General features: G+C 40.5%; 17 protein-coding genes, 1 other RNA gene, 1 pseudogene and 1 riboswitch. Of the genes and pseudogenes, 14 read left to right on the forward strand and 5 right to left on the reverse strand.

Going from position 1 to position 17,964, the window contains the following annotated elements; translation table 11 throughout:
* Positions 1–9: 9 nt before the first annotated feature.
* From SMUL_RS06625 to SMUL_RS06635, 3 genes are all read right to left on the reverse strand, one after another.
* On the reverse strand, positions 10–402 hold the full coding sequence (locus SMUL_RS06625) for a class II SORL domain-containing protein (RefSeq protein ID WP_025344472.1): 393 nt from the start codon (positions 400–402) through the stop codon (positions 10–12).
* A gap of 137 nt (positions 403–539) precedes the next feature.
* The gene (locus SMUL_RS06630) at positions 540–1,385 is read right to left on the reverse strand and encodes an HdrB C-terminal domain-containing protein (RefSeq protein WP_025344473.1); all 846 of its coding nucleotides are present in this window, start codon (positions 1,383–1,385) and stop codon (positions 540–542) included.
* 9 nt (positions 1,386–1,394) lie between these two features.
* Positions 1,395–2,072, reverse strand: coding sequence for a DUF5644 domain-containing protein (locus tag SMUL_RS06635; RefSeq protein WP_025344474.1), 678 nt, complete (start codon positions 2,070–2,072; stop codon positions 1,395–1,397).
* 156 nt (positions 2,073–2,228) lie between these two features.
* Between SMUL_RS06635 and SMUL_RS06640 the strand changes: the two genes are divergently transcribed.
* From SMUL_RS06640 to SMUL_RS17795, 6 genes and pseudogenes are all read left to right on the forward strand, one after another.
* Positions 2,229–3,053, forward strand: coding sequence for a thiamine-phosphate kinase (locus SMUL_RS06640; RefSeq protein WP_025344475.1), 825 nt, complete (start codon positions 2,229–2,231; stop codon positions 3,051–3,053).
* A gap of 17 nt (positions 3,054–3,070) precedes the next feature.
* Positions 3,071–4,156 carry a tRNA pseudouridine(13) synthase TruD gene (gene truD, locus SMUL_RS06645; RefSeq protein WP_025344476.1) on the forward strand — a complete coding sequence of 362 codons (1,086 nt, stop codon included), beginning with the start codon at positions 3,071–3,073 and terminating at the stop codon, positions 4,154–4,156.
* Between the two features lie 12 nt (positions 4,157–4,168).
* Positions 4,169–4,505, forward strand: an RNA gene (gene rnpB, locus SMUL_RS16895) — RNase P RNA component class A.
* A gap of 22 nt (positions 4,506–4,527) precedes the next feature.
* Positions 4,528–5,706: a cation:proton antiporter gene (locus tag SMUL_RS06650; RefSeq protein ID WP_025344477.1), complete on the forward strand. Its 1,179-nt coding sequence runs from the start codon at positions 4,528–4,530 to the stop codon at positions 5,704–5,706.
* 184 nt (positions 5,707–5,890) lie between these two features.
* Positions 5,891–7,303, forward strand: a pseudogene (locus tag SMUL_RS17395) (cache domain-containing protein); the annotation flags it as partial.
* On the forward strand, positions 7,304–8,674 hold the full coding sequence (locus tag SMUL_RS17795) for a putative bifunctional diguanylate cyclase/phosphodiesterase (protein WP_342587551.1): 1,371 nt from the start codon (positions 7,304–7,306) through the stop codon (positions 8,672–8,674).
* Here SMUL_RS17795 and SMUL_RS06665 read toward each other — a convergent pair.
* On the reverse strand, positions 8,671–8,949 hold the full coding sequence (locus SMUL_RS06665) for a helix-turn-helix domain-containing protein (protein ID WP_025344480.1): 279 nt from the start codon (positions 8,947–8,949) through the stop codon (positions 8,671–8,673). The two genes, SMUL_RS17795 and SMUL_RS06665, sit on opposite strands and share 4 nt — an antisense overlap.
* Before the next feature lie 103 nt (positions 8,950–9,052).
* Between SMUL_RS06665 and SMUL_RS06670 the strand changes: the two genes are divergently transcribed.
* The 6 genes from SMUL_RS06670 to zupT all read left to right on the forward strand — a co-directional run bounded on the left by SMUL_RS06670 (position 9,053) and on the right by zupT (position 14,144).
* On the forward strand, positions 9,053–9,658 hold the full coding sequence (locus tag SMUL_RS06670) for a GGDEF domain-containing protein (RefSeq protein ID WP_025344481.1): 606 nt from the start codon (positions 9,053–9,055) through the stop codon (positions 9,656–9,658).
* A 35-nt stretch (positions 9,659–9,693) separates the two neighbouring features.
* Positions 9,694–9,803, forward strand: a riboswitch (TPP riboswitch).
* Positions 9,804–9,901: 98 nt separating this feature from the next.
* Positions 9,902–10,705: a bifunctional hydroxymethylpyrimidine kinase/phosphomethylpyrimidine kinase gene (gene thiD / locus SMUL_RS06675; RefSeq protein ID WP_025344482.1), complete on the forward strand. Its 804-nt coding sequence runs from the start codon at positions 9,902–9,904 to the stop codon at positions 10,703–10,705.
* On the forward strand, positions 10,702–11,913 hold the full coding sequence (gene cytX / locus SMUL_RS06680) for a putative hydroxymethylpyrimidine transporter CytX (RefSeq protein WP_025344483.1): 1,212 nt from the start codon (positions 10,702–10,704) through the stop codon (positions 11,911–11,913). The genes thiD and cytX overlap by 4 nt, the downstream gene beginning before the upstream one ends.
* On the forward strand, positions 11,892–12,695 hold the full coding sequence (gene thiM / locus SMUL_RS06685) for a hydroxyethylthiazole kinase (protein WP_025344484.1): 804 nt from the start codon (positions 11,892–11,894) through the stop codon (positions 12,693–12,695). The genes cytX and thiM overlap by 22 nt, the downstream gene beginning before the upstream one ends.
* 74 nt (positions 12,696–12,769) lie before the next feature.
* Positions 12,770–13,285, forward strand: coding sequence for a ferritin-like domain-containing protein (locus SMUL_RS06690; protein WP_025344485.1), 516 nt, complete (start codon positions 12,770–12,772; stop codon positions 13,283–13,285).
* 16 nt (positions 13,286–13,301) lie between these two features.
* The gene (gene zupT, locus SMUL_RS06695; RefSeq protein WP_025344486.1) at positions 13,302–14,144 is read left to right on the forward strand and encodes a zinc transporter ZupT; all 843 of its coding nucleotides are present in this window, start codon (positions 13,302–13,304) and stop codon (positions 14,142–14,144) included.
* A gap of 133 nt (positions 14,145–14,277) precedes the next feature.
* On the opposite strand, the gene SMUL_RS06700 is transcribed toward zupT, so the two are convergent.
* Positions 14,278–14,550, reverse strand: coding sequence for a helix-turn-helix domain-containing protein (locus tag SMUL_RS06700; RefSeq protein ID WP_025344487.1), 273 nt, complete (start codon positions 14,548–14,550; stop codon positions 14,278–14,280).
* Between the two features lie 237 nt (positions 14,551–14,787).
* Between SMUL_RS06700 and SMUL_RS06705 the strand changes: the two genes are divergently transcribed.
* Entirely contained in the window at positions 14,788–15,858 is a 1,071-nt protein-coding gene (locus SMUL_RS06705) for a bifunctional diguanylate cyclase/phosphohydrolase (protein WP_025344488.1), read from the forward strand.
* Between the two features lie 47 nt (positions 15,859–15,905).
* The gene (locus SMUL_RS06710) at positions 15,906–17,513 is read left to right on the forward strand and encodes a methyl-accepting chemotaxis protein (RefSeq protein WP_025344489.1); all 1,608 of its coding nucleotides are present in this window, start codon (positions 15,906–15,908) and stop codon (positions 17,511–17,513) included.
* Positions 17,514–17,964: the final 451 nt, after the last annotated feature.

Consider the following 17,964-nt stretch of genomic DNA (forward strand, 5'->3'; position numbering starts at 1 on the left):
GCTAAAAACCTACTCTTCAACACTCACTTCAACAGGATCACTTTCCCAAACACCGTGTTTTGTACAGTAACTTTGCGCCACAAGGCTCAGTTTTTTACCCGTTGGGACGATGGTAAAGGTAACTTCTGCTTGTCCTTTTTTGTCTTGTCCACCAAGGGTTCCAGAGACAAAATCAGCACGTGCTAACAGTGCATCACCCGTATAAAGCTGGATATTAGCGATATAGTGGTCGAAATCATCAGGATGTGTATACGCATTACCCACTTTTACAGTGACTTTAAACGGCGCATTTTGTTTTGCCGTAGCAGCACAGGTAATAAACGGAGAGTGCCTATCGATATAATCTTTCTTAGCTTCTCTCTCAACGGTGTCAATATCAACATAACGATTGATTTTTGGCATTTTAGAACTCCTTTTTCATATTTTGTGGTGAAATGATATTAAATTTCCACGCAAATATCTCTTAAGAAAGGGATAAAATAAGTCTGATTTAGATTGATTTAAGGAGCAAGCAGTGTTGCTCCTTCATTATGAGGTCGTTAGATAAGTGTAATAGCGACTTTGTGTTGGTCAAGCCCCATGCTTTTTTTATTCGTCTCACCAAAAGCTAAGAGAAGCAGTTCTGCAAGGCTTAAGACACTTAGCCCAATGTCGCGACCTGCGGTTTTCTCCAGCTCTTTTTGGTAAAAATCAAACAGGATAAAACTTCGTGCATCACTGATAAGTACAAAATCAGCGGCATTATCGAACATATCAAGCATCGCTTTGGAGGCGAGTTTTTTGGCAAGAAGGGGTGAGGCGCTGTAGACTTCAAAACCATCGCTCTCATAGGTACTTTCGTGTTTGACCCTTTTAAGTTTGATGAGATCCAGCAGTTGTAACAGTAGCGCTTCTTTGCGGTATTTTTTAGCGCGACATGCGTTTGAGCCTAGGAAGAGGGCTGTTTGGAAGTTTGTAAAGGGATTTTTCACCAAAGTTGCTAGTTTTTCCACGCCGACTTCTTCAAGCAGCAGTTGTTCTAAAGAGAGAACATTCACTTCTAAATTGAGTGATACATTGTGTTTTTCCAAACGCTGTGCAATCTCAAATTTCAGATTAGCATCGTTTAAAAGTAGCTCTTTGGTGTGCGCATGACAAATAAAAGAGCTCTGCTCAATGCAGACAATATCGCGTTTTTCCGTAGCGGCAAGGGTAAGATTGTACGCATAATGCTCTAAAAATTTAAGACGATCCAGTCCCATAAATTCGCTTCCAAGATCATTTTTTGCCCCTTTGAATGAGGGTGCATCGATGCCTAAGAGTTCGATCAGTTTTCGAGCAGCCGTGATCATTGGGGCTGTTTTTTCACGCTCGATGAGGGATTCAAAAAGAAAATAGTTTTTCATGGTTTCTCCTTACAAAAGATCGAGGTGGTGTGAAAATTTTTCCACAAGAGGGTTCAAAAAGGGTCGGTGTTTCATCACGTCATTTTTAAGCTCCGTGATCTTCTTCTCGACATCCGCGCCACAAGGGTAAATTTTCGTGCACAATCTTACATGTAAAAAGATTCCCGTTTGATCGTTTGCAATCACTTCTAAAATCTCTTTTTTGCGCTCTGGGTGTTTTTGGATCATATCGTACGCAAAGGCAAAAAGGGCATCGCCTTGGTAATTTTCAAGTAAATCCAGCACGCTTGAAGCGTAGTGGTAGATAATGTAATGCTCGTAAAGGGGTCTGTCTTTTCCATCGACAAACGCATCTAAAAGATCAAAACGTTGGTAAAAATCGTCCGTATTAATAATCATATCTTTGATGACACGCTTGGTTGAAAGAGGCTCTAGGGTGAGTGATTTTCCAAAGGAGTTGATGAGTCCATCCAAAGAGACGTTACTAAAAAGTGCTTTTCCGTTAATTTTTAAAGCAGCTAAGTCACCTTTTGGGTAGTCAAAACTGACATCTTCGGCTTTGATCTGTGCTAGAAGATCATTAAGCGTTAGACTTCGATCGATGGTTATAAAATGTTTTTTATAATAAGGCAAAAAATCCGTTTTAGCGTCAAATCGAAAGACGCTCAACTCAAGCTTACACTCCATAATTGAGGACTCCTTTTTAGGTATGAGAATCTATTTTAGCGCATCTTTACTTAAGCGTAACTCTCAATTATAAAGTGATTTAGCCCGCATTTAGCGCCCTAATGGCTTCTTAATGGACAACATCTTACAATAGGAGAGTTTAATAAAAGAGGCATCATGTCAAAAGAGGCATTTTTTATCTCAGAATTTTCCAGTAAACATATTGGCGATGACGGTGCGGTGATGGGGGATTTTGTCTATTCAAAAGATCTGTTTTGCGAAGATATTCACTTTAAGCGTTCGTGGATGAGTTTAACGCAGATCGCGCAAAAAAGCATGCTGGTCAACATCTCCGATGCGATTGCGATGAATGCCAAGCCCACGTTAGCCCTGATTGGGGTTGTGATACCCAAATCGTTTTCGTACGAGCAACTACGTGAATTGGGTGCGGGGTTTCAAAAAGTAGCACAAAGCTACGGTGTCGAGGTCATCGGTGGAGACACCACTGCGGGCGAAAAGTTGATGATCTCCATCACCATCATCGCCAAACGCCCTTCTAAAGTGCTCTACCGAAGTGGCGCAAAGTTAGGCGATTTTGTAGCGTATACAGGAACACTTGGAAAGTCGCATAAAGAGCTGACACGGCTGATGCGTGGTGGAACTGTCGGTCACAATGCACGCTTTATGAAGCCAGCATTAAAAGCGGCGTTTGTCTCTAAATCAGCCAAACATTTACATGCGGGTATGGACATCTCAGACGGGCTTTCCAAAGACCTTTCAAGATTGCTTAAAGCCAGTGGCAATTTGGGTTTACATGTAAAGCGTAAAATGCCCAAGAAAACGCTCTGCAGTGGCGAAGAGTACGAGATGCTATTCACCTTTGATTCCCGTAAAAAAAAGGCGATAGAGCGCATTGCTAAGCAGACACGCACGAAAATGACTATTATTGGCAAAGTAGCGCGTAAACGTTATGTTTGTCGTTGTAAAGAACACCATTTTTAACCATTTTAAGGATAGATATGATTCGACAATTTTTTCTCACCCATTCGCCCATTAATGCGATGTTTACCAAAAATAGCAGTGACTTTGTGGTCAGTGAAATACCTCTGTATCCTTTCAGTGGTGAGGGCGAGCATCTCGTTTTACATGTAAGAAAAAAAGACATGACAACATGGGATATGTTGCAATACTTAAGCGAAGTCACAGGCTGCAAAGTACGTGATTTTGGGTATGCAGGCCTTAAAGACAAAGATGGCATGACGACACAGTACATTTCACTGCATAAAAATTTCGAGCCAAAACTTGCCAATTTTACGCACGATAAGATCAAAATACTCGATACGACCTACCATAACAACAAAATCCGCACAGGGCATCTTAAGGGCAATCGCTTTTTTGTCCGTCTTAAAAAAGTAAACCCAATTGATGCACGAAAACTTCAAGACGGGCTGAAAAAGATCAGCAAAGAGGGTTTCCCCAACTTCTTTGGGTACCAACGTTTTGGCATCGATGGCGATAACTATGTTAAAGGTAAGGCAATTTTAGAGGGGAAGCGCAAAGAGCACAATCATAAAATGAAAGAGTTTTTCATCAATGCCTACCAAAGTTATCTTTTTAACAACTGGCTCTCCAAGCGCATCGAAATCAGCCGTTTGATAGAAGAGTTTAACTTAGCGGATGCAACACGTGCAACGAATTTACCTAAAGAGATGGTCGATAGCCTTAAAAAACAGCCACAATTCTTCAAACTCCTTCACGGAGATGTTTTACATCATTACCCTGCGGGAAAAGCATTTGTGTGCGAAAATGTGGAAGAAGAGTTACCGCGCTTTTTAGAGCATGGCATTACCATTGCGGGCTGGTTGCTGGGTGGTAAAAACATTCGAGCGGAGTACGAAGCAGGTGTGATTGAACAACAGATTTTTGAAGAGTGCGAACCTTTTTTAGACAAACTCAATGGAAGTAGACGTTTTGCGTGGAGCTTTGCTGAAGAGGTTGAGGGTGTGTATAAAGAGGAAGAAGCATGGTTTGAAATGCACTTTTCATTGCCTAAAGGCTCGTATGCGACGGTTATTATAGAAGAGCTAATAAAAGTTTCGCTATAATCGATCCTTCAAAAGGTACAGTAGGTGATTGCTTGAGAGTTTCTCTTAAGAGGAAAGTCCGGGCTGCATGTGAGACATGGTTCCGTCTAACGGACGGCTAGGGTAACCTAAGGGATTAGTGCAACAGAGAGTAAACTACCTAGAATTTTTCTAGGAAAAGGTGAAACGGTGGGGTAAGAGCCCACCAGTGCTTTAAGTAATTAAGGCAGCTAGGTAAACCCAACCTGCAGCAAGAAGGGATGGTTTTGGTCTCACACACGATAAACCCTTCGCTAGAGGTCTATCGTAAGATAGATCGTAGATAAATAATCACCCACGACAGAACCCGGCTTATCGCTGTACCTTTTGTCAACAAAGCCTAAAGGATCTTTTTGGAAAATCTTATCTTTTTAGCGCATGTTGTGCTTTTGATGGTACTTTCTCCCATTCTTTCACGTCTTTTTCGTATTCCCACTCCCGTTGTTGAGATTTTATTAGGCTCGCTTGCGGTTTGGCTTGGCTTTTTACATGTAGACAATGACGTCTTTCGAAATCTCGCAAAAATTGGCTTTTTCTACCTCATGTTTTTAGCAGGAATGGAGATTGATATACCGCGATTTTTACACTATAAAGAGCGTTATTTAAAAAAAACCCTTTTATATTTTTTCTGTTTGTATAGTCTTTCCCTCATCATTTTTTTAGTGTTTAATCTCTCGTATGTTTATATTGTTGCGATTCCGATCATCTCCTTGGGCATGGTGATGGCATTGATCAACCAATATGGCAAAGAGGTGCAATGGCTGGAGTTTTCTCTCCTCATTGGCGTGGTTGGCGAGCTTTTAAGTATTGGCGCACTGGTCGTTTTTGATGGCGCTATGACCCATGGTTTGGGCTGGGATTTTGCAAAAAGTATTCTCATCTTGATCAGCGTTTTTTTCTCATCGTATATCTTGTTTCGCTTGCTAAAAATTATTTTTTGGTGGTATCCTGGGCTTAAATCTTTGATTATGCCTCATGATGATACAATGCAACAAAGTATGCGAGTGAGTATAGGGCTCTTTTTTGTATTGATTGCCACGATGCAATGGCTTGATATTGATATGGTTTTGGGCGCATTTATAGCAGGCATCTTTATTTCGAACTTTTTTGCCCATAAAACAGAGCTTCCGCATCAACTCTCCACATTTGGATTTGGCTTTTTAGTACCGCTCTTTTTCATCTTTGTTGGAACGACTCTCAATTTAGAGACGGTTTTTACAAAAACAATTTTTACCCATGCATTATGGATTGTATTGGCAATGGTGGGTATCCGTATGATTAGCTCATTTGTTGCTTACTACAGCTCGTTAAAATTTTGGGATACGGTCTTTTTTAGCCTAAGTACTTCCATGCCACTGACTTTTTTGGTTGCCATTGCAACGATTGCCATGAAAAATGGTGCGATTGGAGAAGAAGAGTATGCTTCGTTTATTGTGGCTTCTTTGATAGAAGGCATTGTTATTATGATTTTGATTCAGTTTTTGATGTTTCTGTTTCAACGTGCCGACCGGAAGAGTGAAGAAAAAATATAATTAAGGAGCAACGATGGACTTACATAAAAAGTTAAGCCTTTTCCATTATTTTCACATCATAGCCTTAATTCTTTTCTTAACCTTTGCAAGTATTTTCTTTGCATTAAACTTCTACAACGCCAAAATAAAATTTGAAACAGAGTCACATCGACTTCAAAAAGAGTATAGCGACGCCAAAAAAAAGATGCTGATCATGGAAGTGGATCGGTTTGTTGCACATATCGAAGAAAAGCGCCAAGAAGCCTATGCGCAGGCACAAGAGTTGGTGAAAGCACGCGTTTACGAAGCCTATGAAATCGCCACTAAAATCTACCAAGCCTACCATAAAACACACAGTGATGCTCAAATTGCGGCGATGATCGTTGATACATTGAGACTATTACGCTATGAAAACAATTAAGGTTACTACTTTATCACGCACCTTGATGGCACCGAGATTCTTTTTGCAGATCGCCCTGAACTGGAAGGGCAAAATATGCTTAAAATGGCGAACAGTGAAGGACAGTATGTTGTTAAGGGAATGCTTGATGTGATCCAATCGATCAAAGAGGGATTCTATGATTACACATGGAGCAAACCACTTGAAAGCAAAGATACCTTTAAAAAAGTCGCGTATGTTAAACGCTTTGAACCTTTGGACTGGATGATTGGTACGGGATTTTACCTTGATGATATGGAAAGCAAAGTTCAAGAGAAGATTTTAAACGCTGAGAAGCATCTTTTGGCTGAGAAGCAGAGTGGTAATTATCTTTTCATTGGAACGTGGGATGGCATTTCACTCACCTATCCTGCTAAAAATAAAAACATGTACGCTTTGCAAGATAGCAATGGTAAATTTATTGTTCAAGAGTTGATTGAGAAGGCAAAAAAGGGTGGCGGTTTTGTGGAGTATATGATGCCTCCATTTAAGGGGCAGAAATCACTTTCAAAGATGAGCTATGTGGAATCGATTGATGATTGGAAATGGTATGTGGGTGCGGGAATTTACGTTGATGATCTCAACCATGAGCTCTACGAATTAAAAATGACCATTGACGAAGAGTTAAAGCGAACGCTCTATTCGATTCTTTTTTGGATGCTTATTTTTAGCGTTATTGTGGGCGGGTTTTATCTTATTATTAGCCGTAAGATTCGGAAAGATTTTGATCTTTTTATCACTTTTTTTGACTCCTTGGTCAATAAAGACCAACTCATCGACACGTCAAAAGTCAAATTTAAAGAGTTTGAAGAGCTTGCCAACCATGCCAATATCATGCTGAAAGCCAAAATTTTTAGCAACAAACATTTAGAGCAGTATAAAAAAATCGTCTCAAGTTCGGATGATTTTTTAGCCTTGATCGACCGCAACTACACCTATTTGGCGATCAGTGAAGCGTATCAAAAGTTTTTCAATAAACGTAAAGAGGAGATTCTTGGGCACAGTATGCCTGAGCTTTATGGGGCGCAGTATTTTGTTGAAAATTTAAAACATCTCAGCGATCGTGTGCTCTCAGGTGAGACGTTTGAGCATGAATTTTGGGCACTTGCTTCCTTTGGTAAGCGCTTTTTACATACCAAATACTTTCCGTATTATGAAAACGAAGATGACGCGCTCCCGATGGCGTATGTGGTGTCAGCACGCGACAATACCGAGAAGAAGGCGAATGAAGAGCGTTTGCTGGCATCCGAAAAAGAGCTGGAATTTTTAGCCCACAATGATGCTCTCACAGGACTTCCCAATCGTTTGCTTTTAACGGATCGTATCGCGCATGCGATTGAGAACAGTAAGCGTCAAGGAGGAATGATCGCTGTCTGTTTCCTTGATCTGGATAATTTTAAAAAAATTAATGACAGCTACGGTCACTCCTATGGCGATGAGATTCTCAAACAGCTCGCTCTGAGACTCCAAGGAAGAATTCGCCATTGTGACACACTCTCTCGCATTGGCGGCGATGAGTTCATTTTACTGGTGGAAAACATCAAAGAGAAACATGAGATTGAAATTATCATTTCGAAAATCCAAGCCATTTTTGAAGAGCCGTTTATCAATAAAGCGCAAAAATTCTTTCTCTCTGCCAGCATTGGAGTGAGTGTCTATCCCGATCACGGTACCGATGGAGAACTGCTGATTAAAAATGCAGATACGGCGATGTATAAGGCCAAAGAGGCAGGTAAAAACACCTATACATTTTACACACTCGATATGACAATAGCCTCGTATGAGCGCATCGGTATGGAAAATGCCCTCAGAGAGGCGATTAAAGAGAAGCAATTTGTGGTCTATTATCAGCCTCAAGTCGATCTTAAAACAGGAAAACTCATAGGTCTTGAGGCCCTTTTGAGATGGAACCATCCTCTTGAGGGCATCTTGCCTCCTGGCAGGTTTATCGCATTTTCAGAAGAGACGCATTTGATCGTTGAAATCGGCGCATGGATACTCAAACAGACCTGCATTGATCTGGTTTCATTGCATCATGAAGGACTCTTTAGTGGTACGATTTCGGTCAACATCTCAGGTGTTCAGATCGAATTTAGTGACTTTCTAACCACCCTCAAAGAGACGATTGCGGAGACCAAAGTAGATCCTTCGATGCTGGAGATTGAAGTGACTGAATCGTTCATCATGCACGATCCTGAGCGCTGGATTGTCCTTTTAAAAGAGATGCAACATTTAGGCATGAGCATTGCCATCGATGATTTTGGTACCGGTTACTCCTCGCTCAGTTATTTGCGCAAACTGCCGATTAACAAACTGAAAATCGATATGTCCTTTGTCAAAGACATCCCCAAACTTGAAGACGCATGTGCCATTGTCAATTCCATTATTAACTTAGCTCAAAATATGAAAATCACCACGTTGGCAGAAGGAATTGAGCACAAAGACCAAGAAGAGTACCTTGCAGAACACGGATGTGAACAAGGTCAGGGGTATTTATACGCAAAGCCGATGAGTCTAAAAAACCTTAAAACATGGATGCAAAAAAATTAATGCTGATCGTTATTCTGTGGGCTACAGGGCTTAAAAAACTCACAAATATCTACTTCTAAAACCGTTGCAATTTTATAAAGATGCTCAATGTTGTAATGCTTTCTTTCCAATCCTGCTTCAATTTTTGCAATGGTACTTACCGATTTGTGTCCAATTGTGAGCGCTAAATCCAGTTGTGTGATTTTTTTTAGCTTTCGTATACGCTGGACATTGTATGCTATACGTCGGTAAAAAGCTTCAATTTCTGATTTAGAAAACTCTTTGTACAGTAACATATATTTCCCTATAGTGAAGTATGGTTTAAGTTTATACTGGTTAGAATCATTTTAAAATTCCCTATAGTGAACATTCTAAAAATAAAACTCCTGGCAAAATGTAATGATGGATCAAGAGACACTTTATAAGCTTGTTATTGTAGTATTGATTATTGGCATACTTCTATTACTTTATTACTATCAAAAACGTTTATGTGAATTAAAGTTACATAACGGTCAGCTAGAGTTGCTAAGTCAGTATGATGATTTGACGCAAATCTATAACAGACGTTATTTCCTCGAAATAGTGCAGTATCATTTTACAAAAATGTATCATCAAAAACCTTCTGCCATTATGATGATTGATATTGACCATTTTAAACAGATTAATGATACACATGGTCATATTTTAGGCGATGATGTTTTGCAATACGTTGTTAAATTAATCAGTGAACACTTGCGTGAAAGCGATATTTTTGCACGTTATGGTGGCGACGAGTTTATCGTATTTTTTCCTGCTATTTCACAAAAAGATATTTACAATATTGCACTCAGAATTCAATCAAAACTTTTTGAAGATTCCTCGTATGCATCTCCAGTAACGCTAAGCATAGGAATATGCCTTTTTAGCACCTCTTTAGCACTTCAAAATGTTATTGAATATGCGGATAATGCTCTTTATTCAGCCAAGAGTAAAGGACGCAACCGAATCGAATTTTATCCATCTTGAAAAAACCTGTAAATCAGAGTACAATTGTCCTTAATAGTTCGTGCTAGGAGGGCTGGTAAACCAGCTGAGATAAAGAATGGTGATTCTTTGATCCTTGTGACCTGATCTGGGTAATGCCAGCGTAGGAAAGCTCAATCAAACCAACACACATCCTCCTTTTTAAGCCCTCCCACGACCTTCATTATCTTTACATGTAAAGCTTACATGTAAACGCAATTCAACTCAATTTTACGAGGAAAACGTATGAAACATTGTTTAACCATAGCAGGATCTGATAGCTGTGGCGGAGCGGGCATCCAAGCTGATCTAAAAGCCTTTAGTGCTAATGGAACCTATGGCATGAGCGTTATTACCGCGATTACAGCGCAAAATACCCAAGGCGTTTTTGACGTACAAGACATTAATCCTTCCGTGATACAACATCAAATCGAAGCGATTTTTGATGACATTCGCGTGGACGCTATTAAAATCGGTATGGTTTCGCGTCCTGAGACGATTGAAATCATCGCTGCAACGCTTAAAAAATACCCTTTACCACCTCTTGTCATCGACCCTGTGATGATCTCCAAAAGTGGGTATGACCTGTTGCAACCCGAAGCCAAAAAGGCACTCATCGAAATGCTTTTACCGATGGCAACGCTCATTACGCCCAATCTTCCGGAAGCTGAAGTGATCGTAGGCTATAAAATTGATACGATTGAATTGATGCAAAAAGCAGCGCTTGATCTGCATAAACTGGGGTGCAAATACGTACTGGTTAAAGGCGGGCATCTGGAAAATGATGCGACCGATGTGCTGTACGATGGCGCACAGTTTCACCTTTTGCACTCCAAACGACTAGAGACGATAAACACGCATGGAACGGGCTGTACGCTCTCTTCCGCCATTGCTGCCAACCTTGCTAAAGGGTTACATGTAAAGGCGGCAGTTGAGGAAGCCAAAGCGTATATCACCGAAGCGATTACACATGGATTTAAATTGGGGCATGGCGTGGGGCCTGTGCACCATTTTTACGCACTTTACACCAAAGCAGGAATGGAATCATGATGGGAGAAAAAACGAGTTTAAGTGGTTTTGGATTGTTTGCACTTTGGTTTGGTGCGGCAGTCTCGATGGCAGAGATTTTTACTGGCGGGCTTTTAGCGCCGCTTGGGTTTAGCGAAGGCTTAAAAGCGATTCTTTTAGGGCATCTGATCGGTGGGATTATTCTTATTTTGGGTGGCTACATTGGAGCGCACAGCAAGCTTCCTGCCATCATGTCGACACGCATCTCTTTTGGGCGTTATGGATCGTATCTTTTTTCACTCTTAAATGTACTTCAACTCATTGGTTGGACAGCGGTGATGATCATATCTGGAGGGCGCGCCGCGAATGAGCTTGGCATCAATCTTTTTGAGTTTGATAGCATCAACACGTGGGCGATTGCTATTGGTCTATTGATAGCGCTGTGGATTTGGCTTGGAAAAGCGGGCTTTCAAAAGCTCAATCTCATCGCTGTAATCCTCCTTTTTATGCTTACCTTGGTATTGTGTGGCGTTGTGTTTCAAGAGGGAAGCATTTTACATGTAAAGCCTACAGGGGAGATGAGTTTTGGATCAGCTTTAGAGCTTAGCATCATCATGCCGCTTTCGTGGTTGCCGTTGATTTCGGATTATACCCGTTTTGCGAAGAGTAAAAAAGGCGGGCTCATCGGCAGTTTTACGGGCTATTTTATCGGTAGTTCGCTCATGTATGCCATTGGTCTTGCCATCGCACTTTATGCCAAAGATGCGAGTTTGGGAACGATGATGATGGCACTGCATTTGGGCTTTGTCGCCCTTGGCATTGTGCTACTTTCCACTATCACAACGACTTTTTTAGATGCGTACTCCGCAGGTGTAACCTTTACCAATATTTTTCCGCACATCAATGAGCGACAGATCGCGTTTGTGATGGCTGTTGTGGGTCTTCTTGTGGCACTCTTTACGCCCATCGAGGAGTACGAAACCTTTTTATACGCGATCGGCTCGGTCTTTGGGCCACTTTTCGCGATTGTGCTGAGTGATTATTTCATCTTTAAAAAAGAGCAGATTGAACCCACTTTGGCTTTACATGTAGGCTCACTTATTGTCTGGGCAATTGGTGTTGCGCTTTATTATCAGTTCATTACGCTCGATCTTCCTTTGGGCTCAACGCTTCCGACGATGCTTGCAACAAGCATCCTTTTTATCATTTCAAAAAAGGCAATTTCATCATGGACATTCAAGAGCAACTAAACGACGTATTTGAAGCTCTGCAAAACAAGCGCGCTTTAATTCATCACATCACCAATTATGTCACGGTCAATGACTGCGCCAATGTGGTTTTAGCCATGGGTGCCTCGCCGATTATGGCAGATGAACTCAGTGAAGTAGAGGAGATGGTCGGCATTTGCGATGCGCTGGTTTTAAACATAGGCACAGCTAACGAGCGCATCATCGGTTCCATGATCAAAGCGGGTAAAGCAGCAAACGCCAAAGGCATCCCCGTGGTGCTTGATCCTGTCGGCGTGGGTGCAACACCGTTTCGTCGCGAGAGTGTTGCAAAGCTCATGGACACGATCTCTTTTAGTGTGATTCGTGGCAATATGGCGGAAATCAAAACCATTGCAGGGCTTGAAGCCAAAAGCACAGGCGTTGACTCGTTGGAAGAGGAGAGTGATGGCGCTAAAATCGCTTTAAATCTCGCAAAAAAGCTGGGTTGTGTGATTGCGATTACGGGCAAAATTGACATTGTGTCAGATGGCTCGAGTACGTATGCACTTGATAATGGCGATAGTGCTTTGACCAAACTAACAGGAACAGGGTGTATGAGCACCTCACTCATTGGCAGTTTTTTAGGCGCATCCAACAAGGCACTTGCAAGTGCAATAGCTGGTATTTTAACCATGTCTATTGCAGGCGAAGTAGCGGGTAAAAGCCAAGGAATGGGAACTTTTCACACATCACTCATCGATGCAATAAGCCAAATGGATGCACAAAGTATGACCAAGAGAGCCAAGATAGACTTCATTAAATAATAAAAATTATTATTTAAGATTGGCTTTAGTTTTGATGGAGTAAGATTACTCCATCACCATACAAGGAGTAAATCATGGCAAGAGTTGGAAATTCTATTATTAAAGGTATCGAAGTTCAAGAAATTATTACTACACTCAATCGTGCATATGCTGATGAGTGGTTAGCGTACTATCAATATTTTATTGAAGCAAAAGTGGTTAAAGGGTTGATGAAAGATGCTGCCATTGCGGAGCTGGTACAACATGCCGCGGATGAATTGCGCCATGCAACCATGGTTGCTGATCGTATTATTCAGCTTGGAGGTGCCCCTTTGTTGCACCCAGCGGATTGGCTTAAACAAACCAACTGTGGTTACGACGCACCCAATGATTTTGATGTGGTTGCGGTCTTAAACGATGCGATTAAAGGCGAACAGTGTGCGATTGCGACGTATTCAAGCATTGTTGATCTCACACGCAATAAAGATATTGTGACCTATGACATGGTCTCTCAAATCTTAGCCGATGAAGTTATGCACGAAGAGGACCTTCAAAACTTACACGATGACATTACTGAATTTATCAGTGATCTTAAAAAATCAATGAAGTAACAAGGCTGTAGGTATGATCGATGTCACGTTAGAGCAGTTCATACCTGCTTTTCTTCTCACCCTGTTTGCAGGGCTTAGCACAGGATTTGGCGCACTCATCGCCTTTTTTTCCAAAAATAAAAGTCATACTTTTTTATCCATTGGGTTAGGATTTTCAGCAGGTGTGATGGTTTATGTCTCCTTTGTTGAGATTCTTTATAAGTCCAAAATGGCGTTTACTACGATCTATGACAGCCCCATTATTGGGGAGTCTTTGGCGTTAGTCTGTTTCTTTGGAGGCATTGGCATGAGTGCCATCATTGATCGGTTGATTCCTGATGATGTCAACCCGCATGAACCAAAATCCAACAAAGAACTCAGTGTCCTTAAAGAGGGCAACCAACACTCGGTGCTGAAAGATTCAGCGCTCAAACGTACTGGTATTTTTACGGCTCTTGCAATTGGGATTCACAATTTTCCAGAAGGCTTTGCTACCTTTATTGCCGCACTTGAAAATATTCATGTTGGCGTTACCATAGCACTTGCTATCGCGATTCACAATATTCCAGAAGGAATGGCTGTCTCTTTGCCTATCTACCACGCAACAGGAAATCGTAAAAGTGCCTTTTGGTATGCGTTTATCTCAGGTTTGGCAGAACCCGTTGGTGCTCTGGTGGGGTTTTTTCTTCTGCTTCCCATTATGGGAGAACTTACAATGGGGATTACCTTTGGCATGGTAGCAGGCATTATGGTGTACATCTCGTTTGACGAGCTTTTACCATCAGCTAGGGTGTATGGGAATGCCCATACGACGATTTTAGGCATCGTACTTGGTATGATGGTGATGGCGGTGAGTTTGGTTGCTTTTAAATTGATCTAATTTAAATTCTTGACACATTTTTCAAGCAAAGCTTTAAAAACTACGTTAACACTGTGTTCTCTTTGGCGCAGAGCCCACGCACCCTTGGTGCTTTTATGTGTTGTAACGTTGGTTTTAAAAAATTCTATTCAAATTAGTCAAAAAACTCTTTAACCTCTACTTGCAATACTTTGGCAATTTTATAGAGGTGCTCTAACGAAAAGCGGATATTGCTGTACCCAGCTTCTGCACCTGCTACGAGCGATGTTGATTTGAAGCCTATGAGGTAGGAGAGTTCCAGTTGGCTCAACCCTCTTTTTTTTCGGATTTGCTGAACCTTTCGGGCGATCTTTTGATAGAAGAGTTTGGTCTCTTCAACGCTACACTCGACTGCTGAAATATTAATATCATTAAATTTTTTTCTCATGGTGCTTACTCTATTATGATAGATTTTTAAGAACGATGAAGTCTAGTATTCTTGAAACTTCATTACAATCTATTACCGTAGAGTAGATGTTTTTAAAACGTTTTATCGTATTTATGATAAAGATGTTACATCTTAAACGCTCTATTATAATAGATTATCTTTTTTTAATAGTTAATTATGTATTATTCATTTGACACCGTTATTACGTCTGCTTAAAAAATAAAAAAAGAGTCTGATGTGAATACTTTTTCGATCATTGAGCAAGAAATTGTGGAGATGTTCACAACCATTATTGAGGAAAAAGATGCCTATACTGCGGGCCATTCCAAACGGGTAGCCATGTATAGCACCAAAATTGCTGAAGCGATGGGTTGCAGTGACGATGAACAGAATAGGGTCTATCAAGCAGGATTGTTACATGATATTGGAAAACTTCTAACGCCTGAATCCATTTTACTTAAACCTCGAAAATTCAATCGTACTGAGTATGCTATCATTAAAAACCATTCAACCGATGGTGAAAAAATGCTCAGTTTTATCTCTGCTTTTAAACCGTATATGCCTCTTGTGCGCCACCATCATGAGTATTTTGACGGAACAGGGTATCCAGATGGGCTTAAAGGCGATTGTATACCGTTTCTCTCACGGATTATAGCAATTGCTGATGCTTTTGATGCAATGACAACGAACCGTATTTATAAACCACGCAAAAGTATCGCTAGTGCTATTAAAGAGCTGCAAAAGTGCAGTGGAACACAATTTGATCCTTTGATTGTGGGCATTGCGACAAAAGTTTTTAGTACCTATCAAGAGCTTGTATTTATACATCAATTACCCGAATCTGGTGTTCAAGAAGAGCGATTTGCTTATTTTTATAAAGACACATTGACCTCTGCTTACAGCGGAGAGTATCTTAGCTATTTTTTACATAACAATCATACAAGTAAACGCTTTTTGTGTTGCTATTTTATTCAACTGCATCATGTTCACACCTACAACCAAAATTTTGGCTGGAAACTAGGCGATAAACTGCTTAGCGAAGTTGCGCTGCGCTTAAAGATCCTCTTTCATACGCCGTTTATATTTCGAATTTTTGGCGATGACTTTGTAGTGCTCAATGCTTTACATGTAGAGATTGATGAAGCGCAAGTTAAGGAGAAAATTAGTGTTGGCTTTAATGGTATAGATGTCAGCATTAAGCATTTTGCTTTAAAAGATTTTAGCTTAGATGCCTGGGAAAATTTTGAAAACTTTCTAACGCACTCCCAACCATGTTCTATTGAAGATCATCATAGTAAGCATAATTAAAAATATTTATAGATATACAAAAATCAAATGGGCAAAAGGAGTTAAATATGAGTTTATCCAAACAGTTAATGACGATGCTTGCCATTGCCATTTTAGGAATTATCGCCGTTTTTAGTATTGGTTTGAGTAAAATGGATCATGTCTATCAAAAGACCAATACCTGCAATGTCAACTCACTGCCAAGTATTTTATTGCTTGGGACGTTACAACAAGCCATGTATAATATGAGAATAGTTGCCTTACAACATTTAGGTTCTGATGACTTAAAGGTAAAAAAAGATTTAGAAGAAAAATTCAAGGAGCATAGAAAAGATTTTGAAAACGCGAATGCGCGTTATGAGAGTTTTCTCTCCGATGAAAAAGACAAAGAGCTTTACGAAAAAGAACAAGAGTATTTTAAAAAATATATCGGCGTTGTTGAAAAACTCTTTGTCTTTTCCAATGAAGGCAAAAAAGATGAAATTAAAAAGCTTATGGCAGAAACAGCCGATATTCCTAAAACATTAATGAAAACAACCGATGAGCATATGGATTACAATCAGCATCTTGCTGACATAGATGCTAAAGATGCCATAGCTGAGAAGAATAGTGCTAGTACAATGATGATAGGTCTTTCAATCTTAATAGCTATCTCTGTGATTATCATTGGTATTATGATCCGCAACAACATTATGCAAGGCGTCTCACTTATCCGTGATAGTATCTCAGGCTTTGTGCATCATAAAGAGCTCAAGTTTAGAATCCAATACGGTAAAAACAATGAGATTCAAGAGATCGTTAATAGCTTTAATAGCTTGGTAGATACGTTAGAGGTGATTATTGATGATGTGAAACGCTCTTCCAATGAAAATGCTTCCGTTTCTCACGAACTCAGTACGACAAGTATGCAAATTGGGCGCAATGCAGAGAACAGTACGGTCATCGTTAATAACACGATTGAAGAGATCGTTTCCATTAAAAAGTTTGTTCAAGAAACTGCTATTCTCTCCGAAGAGATGAAAAAAAGTATTGCTTTAGCAGGCGATAAACTGGAATCGGCTAAAAAAGAGGTCATCATGCTAAAAGATGAAGTTGAACTGGCGAGTGAAGAAGAGACAGCACTTGCAGGACAATTAGAGCAGATGAGCAGAGATGCAGAGCAAGTCAAACAAATTCTAACGGTGATTTCCGATATTGCCGATCAAACCAATTTACTCGCACTTAATGCTGCGATTGAAGCGGCGCGTGCAGGAGATCATGGACGTGGCTTTGCTGTGGTCGCCGATGAAGTACGCAAGCTTGCAGAACGCACTCAAACCTCACTGACAGAGATTAATGCAACGATTAATATTATTGTCCAATCCATTGTCAACTCTTCGGATAAGATGACAAAGAATGCTCAAAATGTAAGACGACTCGCAAGCGTGTCAACGAATGTGGAAGAGAGCATTATCAGTACGACATCTATCATGGAAGAGAGTGTAAAATCTGTTACAATTAGTGCCAATAATTCCAATAAGATCGCAAAAGATACCGATAAGATTGTGGACCTTGTGACCAACATTAATTCGATTACGAGTGAGAATGCGAGAAGTGTGGAAGAGATCGCAAGTGCGGCCGATCATCTTTCGAAGTTGGCGGAAAATCTCAATATTAAACTTGGGCAATTTCAGTAAAAAGTAACCTTTACATGTAAGTATTCTTAGGGATGGCTTACTGTAGAATTTAACCCTATTTATACAAAAAGGAATCGTATGTTTGGACAAAATAAAGCCTTACTTCATGAAGAAAATGTAGGTTTACGCGCTGAAAATGAACGCTTAAAACACGAAGCAACGGCTTTACAGCTTCAGCTAGAAAAGCTCCAGCAATCCGATGCAAATACCCAAAGAACGCTCAGCGAAAACCGCCTGAAAACCGAGCTTATCAACAGTATGTTGGGTGGTTGTGGTAGCAGTGTGAAAGAGATTCAACATGACATCGAACAAAATCTTGAAGCTTCTAAAGAGATCGTGCAGATTAGTGTTTCAACCGTAGAGAGCATCACAAATCTTAATACGATCTCTAACAACCTTTTAGGTTCACTGTCAAATATCTCACACTCCGCGGTTGAATCACGTCATATGG

Source organism: Sulfurospirillum multivorans DSM 12446, from assembly GCF_000568815.1.
In the GTDB taxonomy this organism is placed as follows: Bacteria; Campylobacterota; Campylobacteria; order Campylobacterales; family Sulfurospirillaceae; genus Sulfurospirillum; species Sulfurospirillum multivorans.

Bases quoted from the DNA above. Each gene is read 5' to 3' on its own strand.
- SMUL_RS06625 (WP_025344472.1), bottom strand. From the start codon at position 402: ATGCCAAAAATCAATCGTTATGTTGATATTGACACCGTTGAGAGAGAA.
- SMUL_RS06630 (WP_025344473.1), bottom strand. From the start codon at position 1,385: ATGAAAAACTATTTTCTTTTTGAATCCCTCATCGAGCGTGAAAAAACA.
- SMUL_RS06635 (WP_025344474.1), bottom strand. From the start codon at position 2,072: ATGGAGTGTAAGCTTGAGTTGAGCGTCTTTCGATTTGACGCTAAAACG.
- SMUL_RS06640 (WP_025344475.1), top strand. From the start codon at position 2,229: ATGTCAAAAGAGGCATTTTTTATCTCAGAATTTTCCAGTAAACATATT.
- truD (WP_025344476.1), top strand. From the start codon at position 3,071: ATGATTCGACAATTTTTTCTCACCCATTCGCCCATTAATGCGATGTTT.
- SMUL_RS17795 (WP_342587551.1), top strand. From the start codon at position 7,304: ATGGCGTATGTGGTGTCAGCACGCGACAATACCGAGAAGAAGGCGAAT.
- SMUL_RS06665 (WP_025344480.1), bottom strand. From the start codon at position 8,949: ATGTTACTGTACAAAGAGTTTTCTAAATCAGAAATTGAAGCTTTTTAC.
- SMUL_RS06670 (WP_025344481.1), top strand. From the start codon at position 9,053: ATGATGGATCAAGAGACACTTTATAAGCTTGTTATTGTAGTATTGATT.
- thiD (WP_025344482.1), top strand. From the start codon at position 9,902: ATGAAACATTGTTTAACCATAGCAGGATCTGATAGCTGTGGCGGAGCG.
- cytX (WP_025344483.1), top strand. From the start codon at position 10,702: ATGATGGGAGAAAAAACGAGTTTAAGTGGTTTTGGATTGTTTGCACTT.
- thiM (WP_025344484.1), top strand. From the start codon at position 11,892: ATGGACATTCAAGAGCAACTAAACGACGTATTTGAAGCTCTGCAAAAC.
- SMUL_RS06690 (WP_025344485.1), top strand. From the start codon at position 12,770: ATGGCAAGAGTTGGAAATTCTATTATTAAAGGTATCGAAGTTCAAGAA.
- SMUL_RS06700 (WP_025344487.1), bottom strand. From the start codon at position 14,550: ATGAGAAAAAAATTTAATGATATTAATATTTCAGCAGTCGAGTGTAGC.
- SMUL_RS06710 (WP_025344489.1), top strand. From the start codon at position 15,906: ATGAGTTTATCCAAACAGTTAATGACGATGCTTGCCATTGCCATTTTA.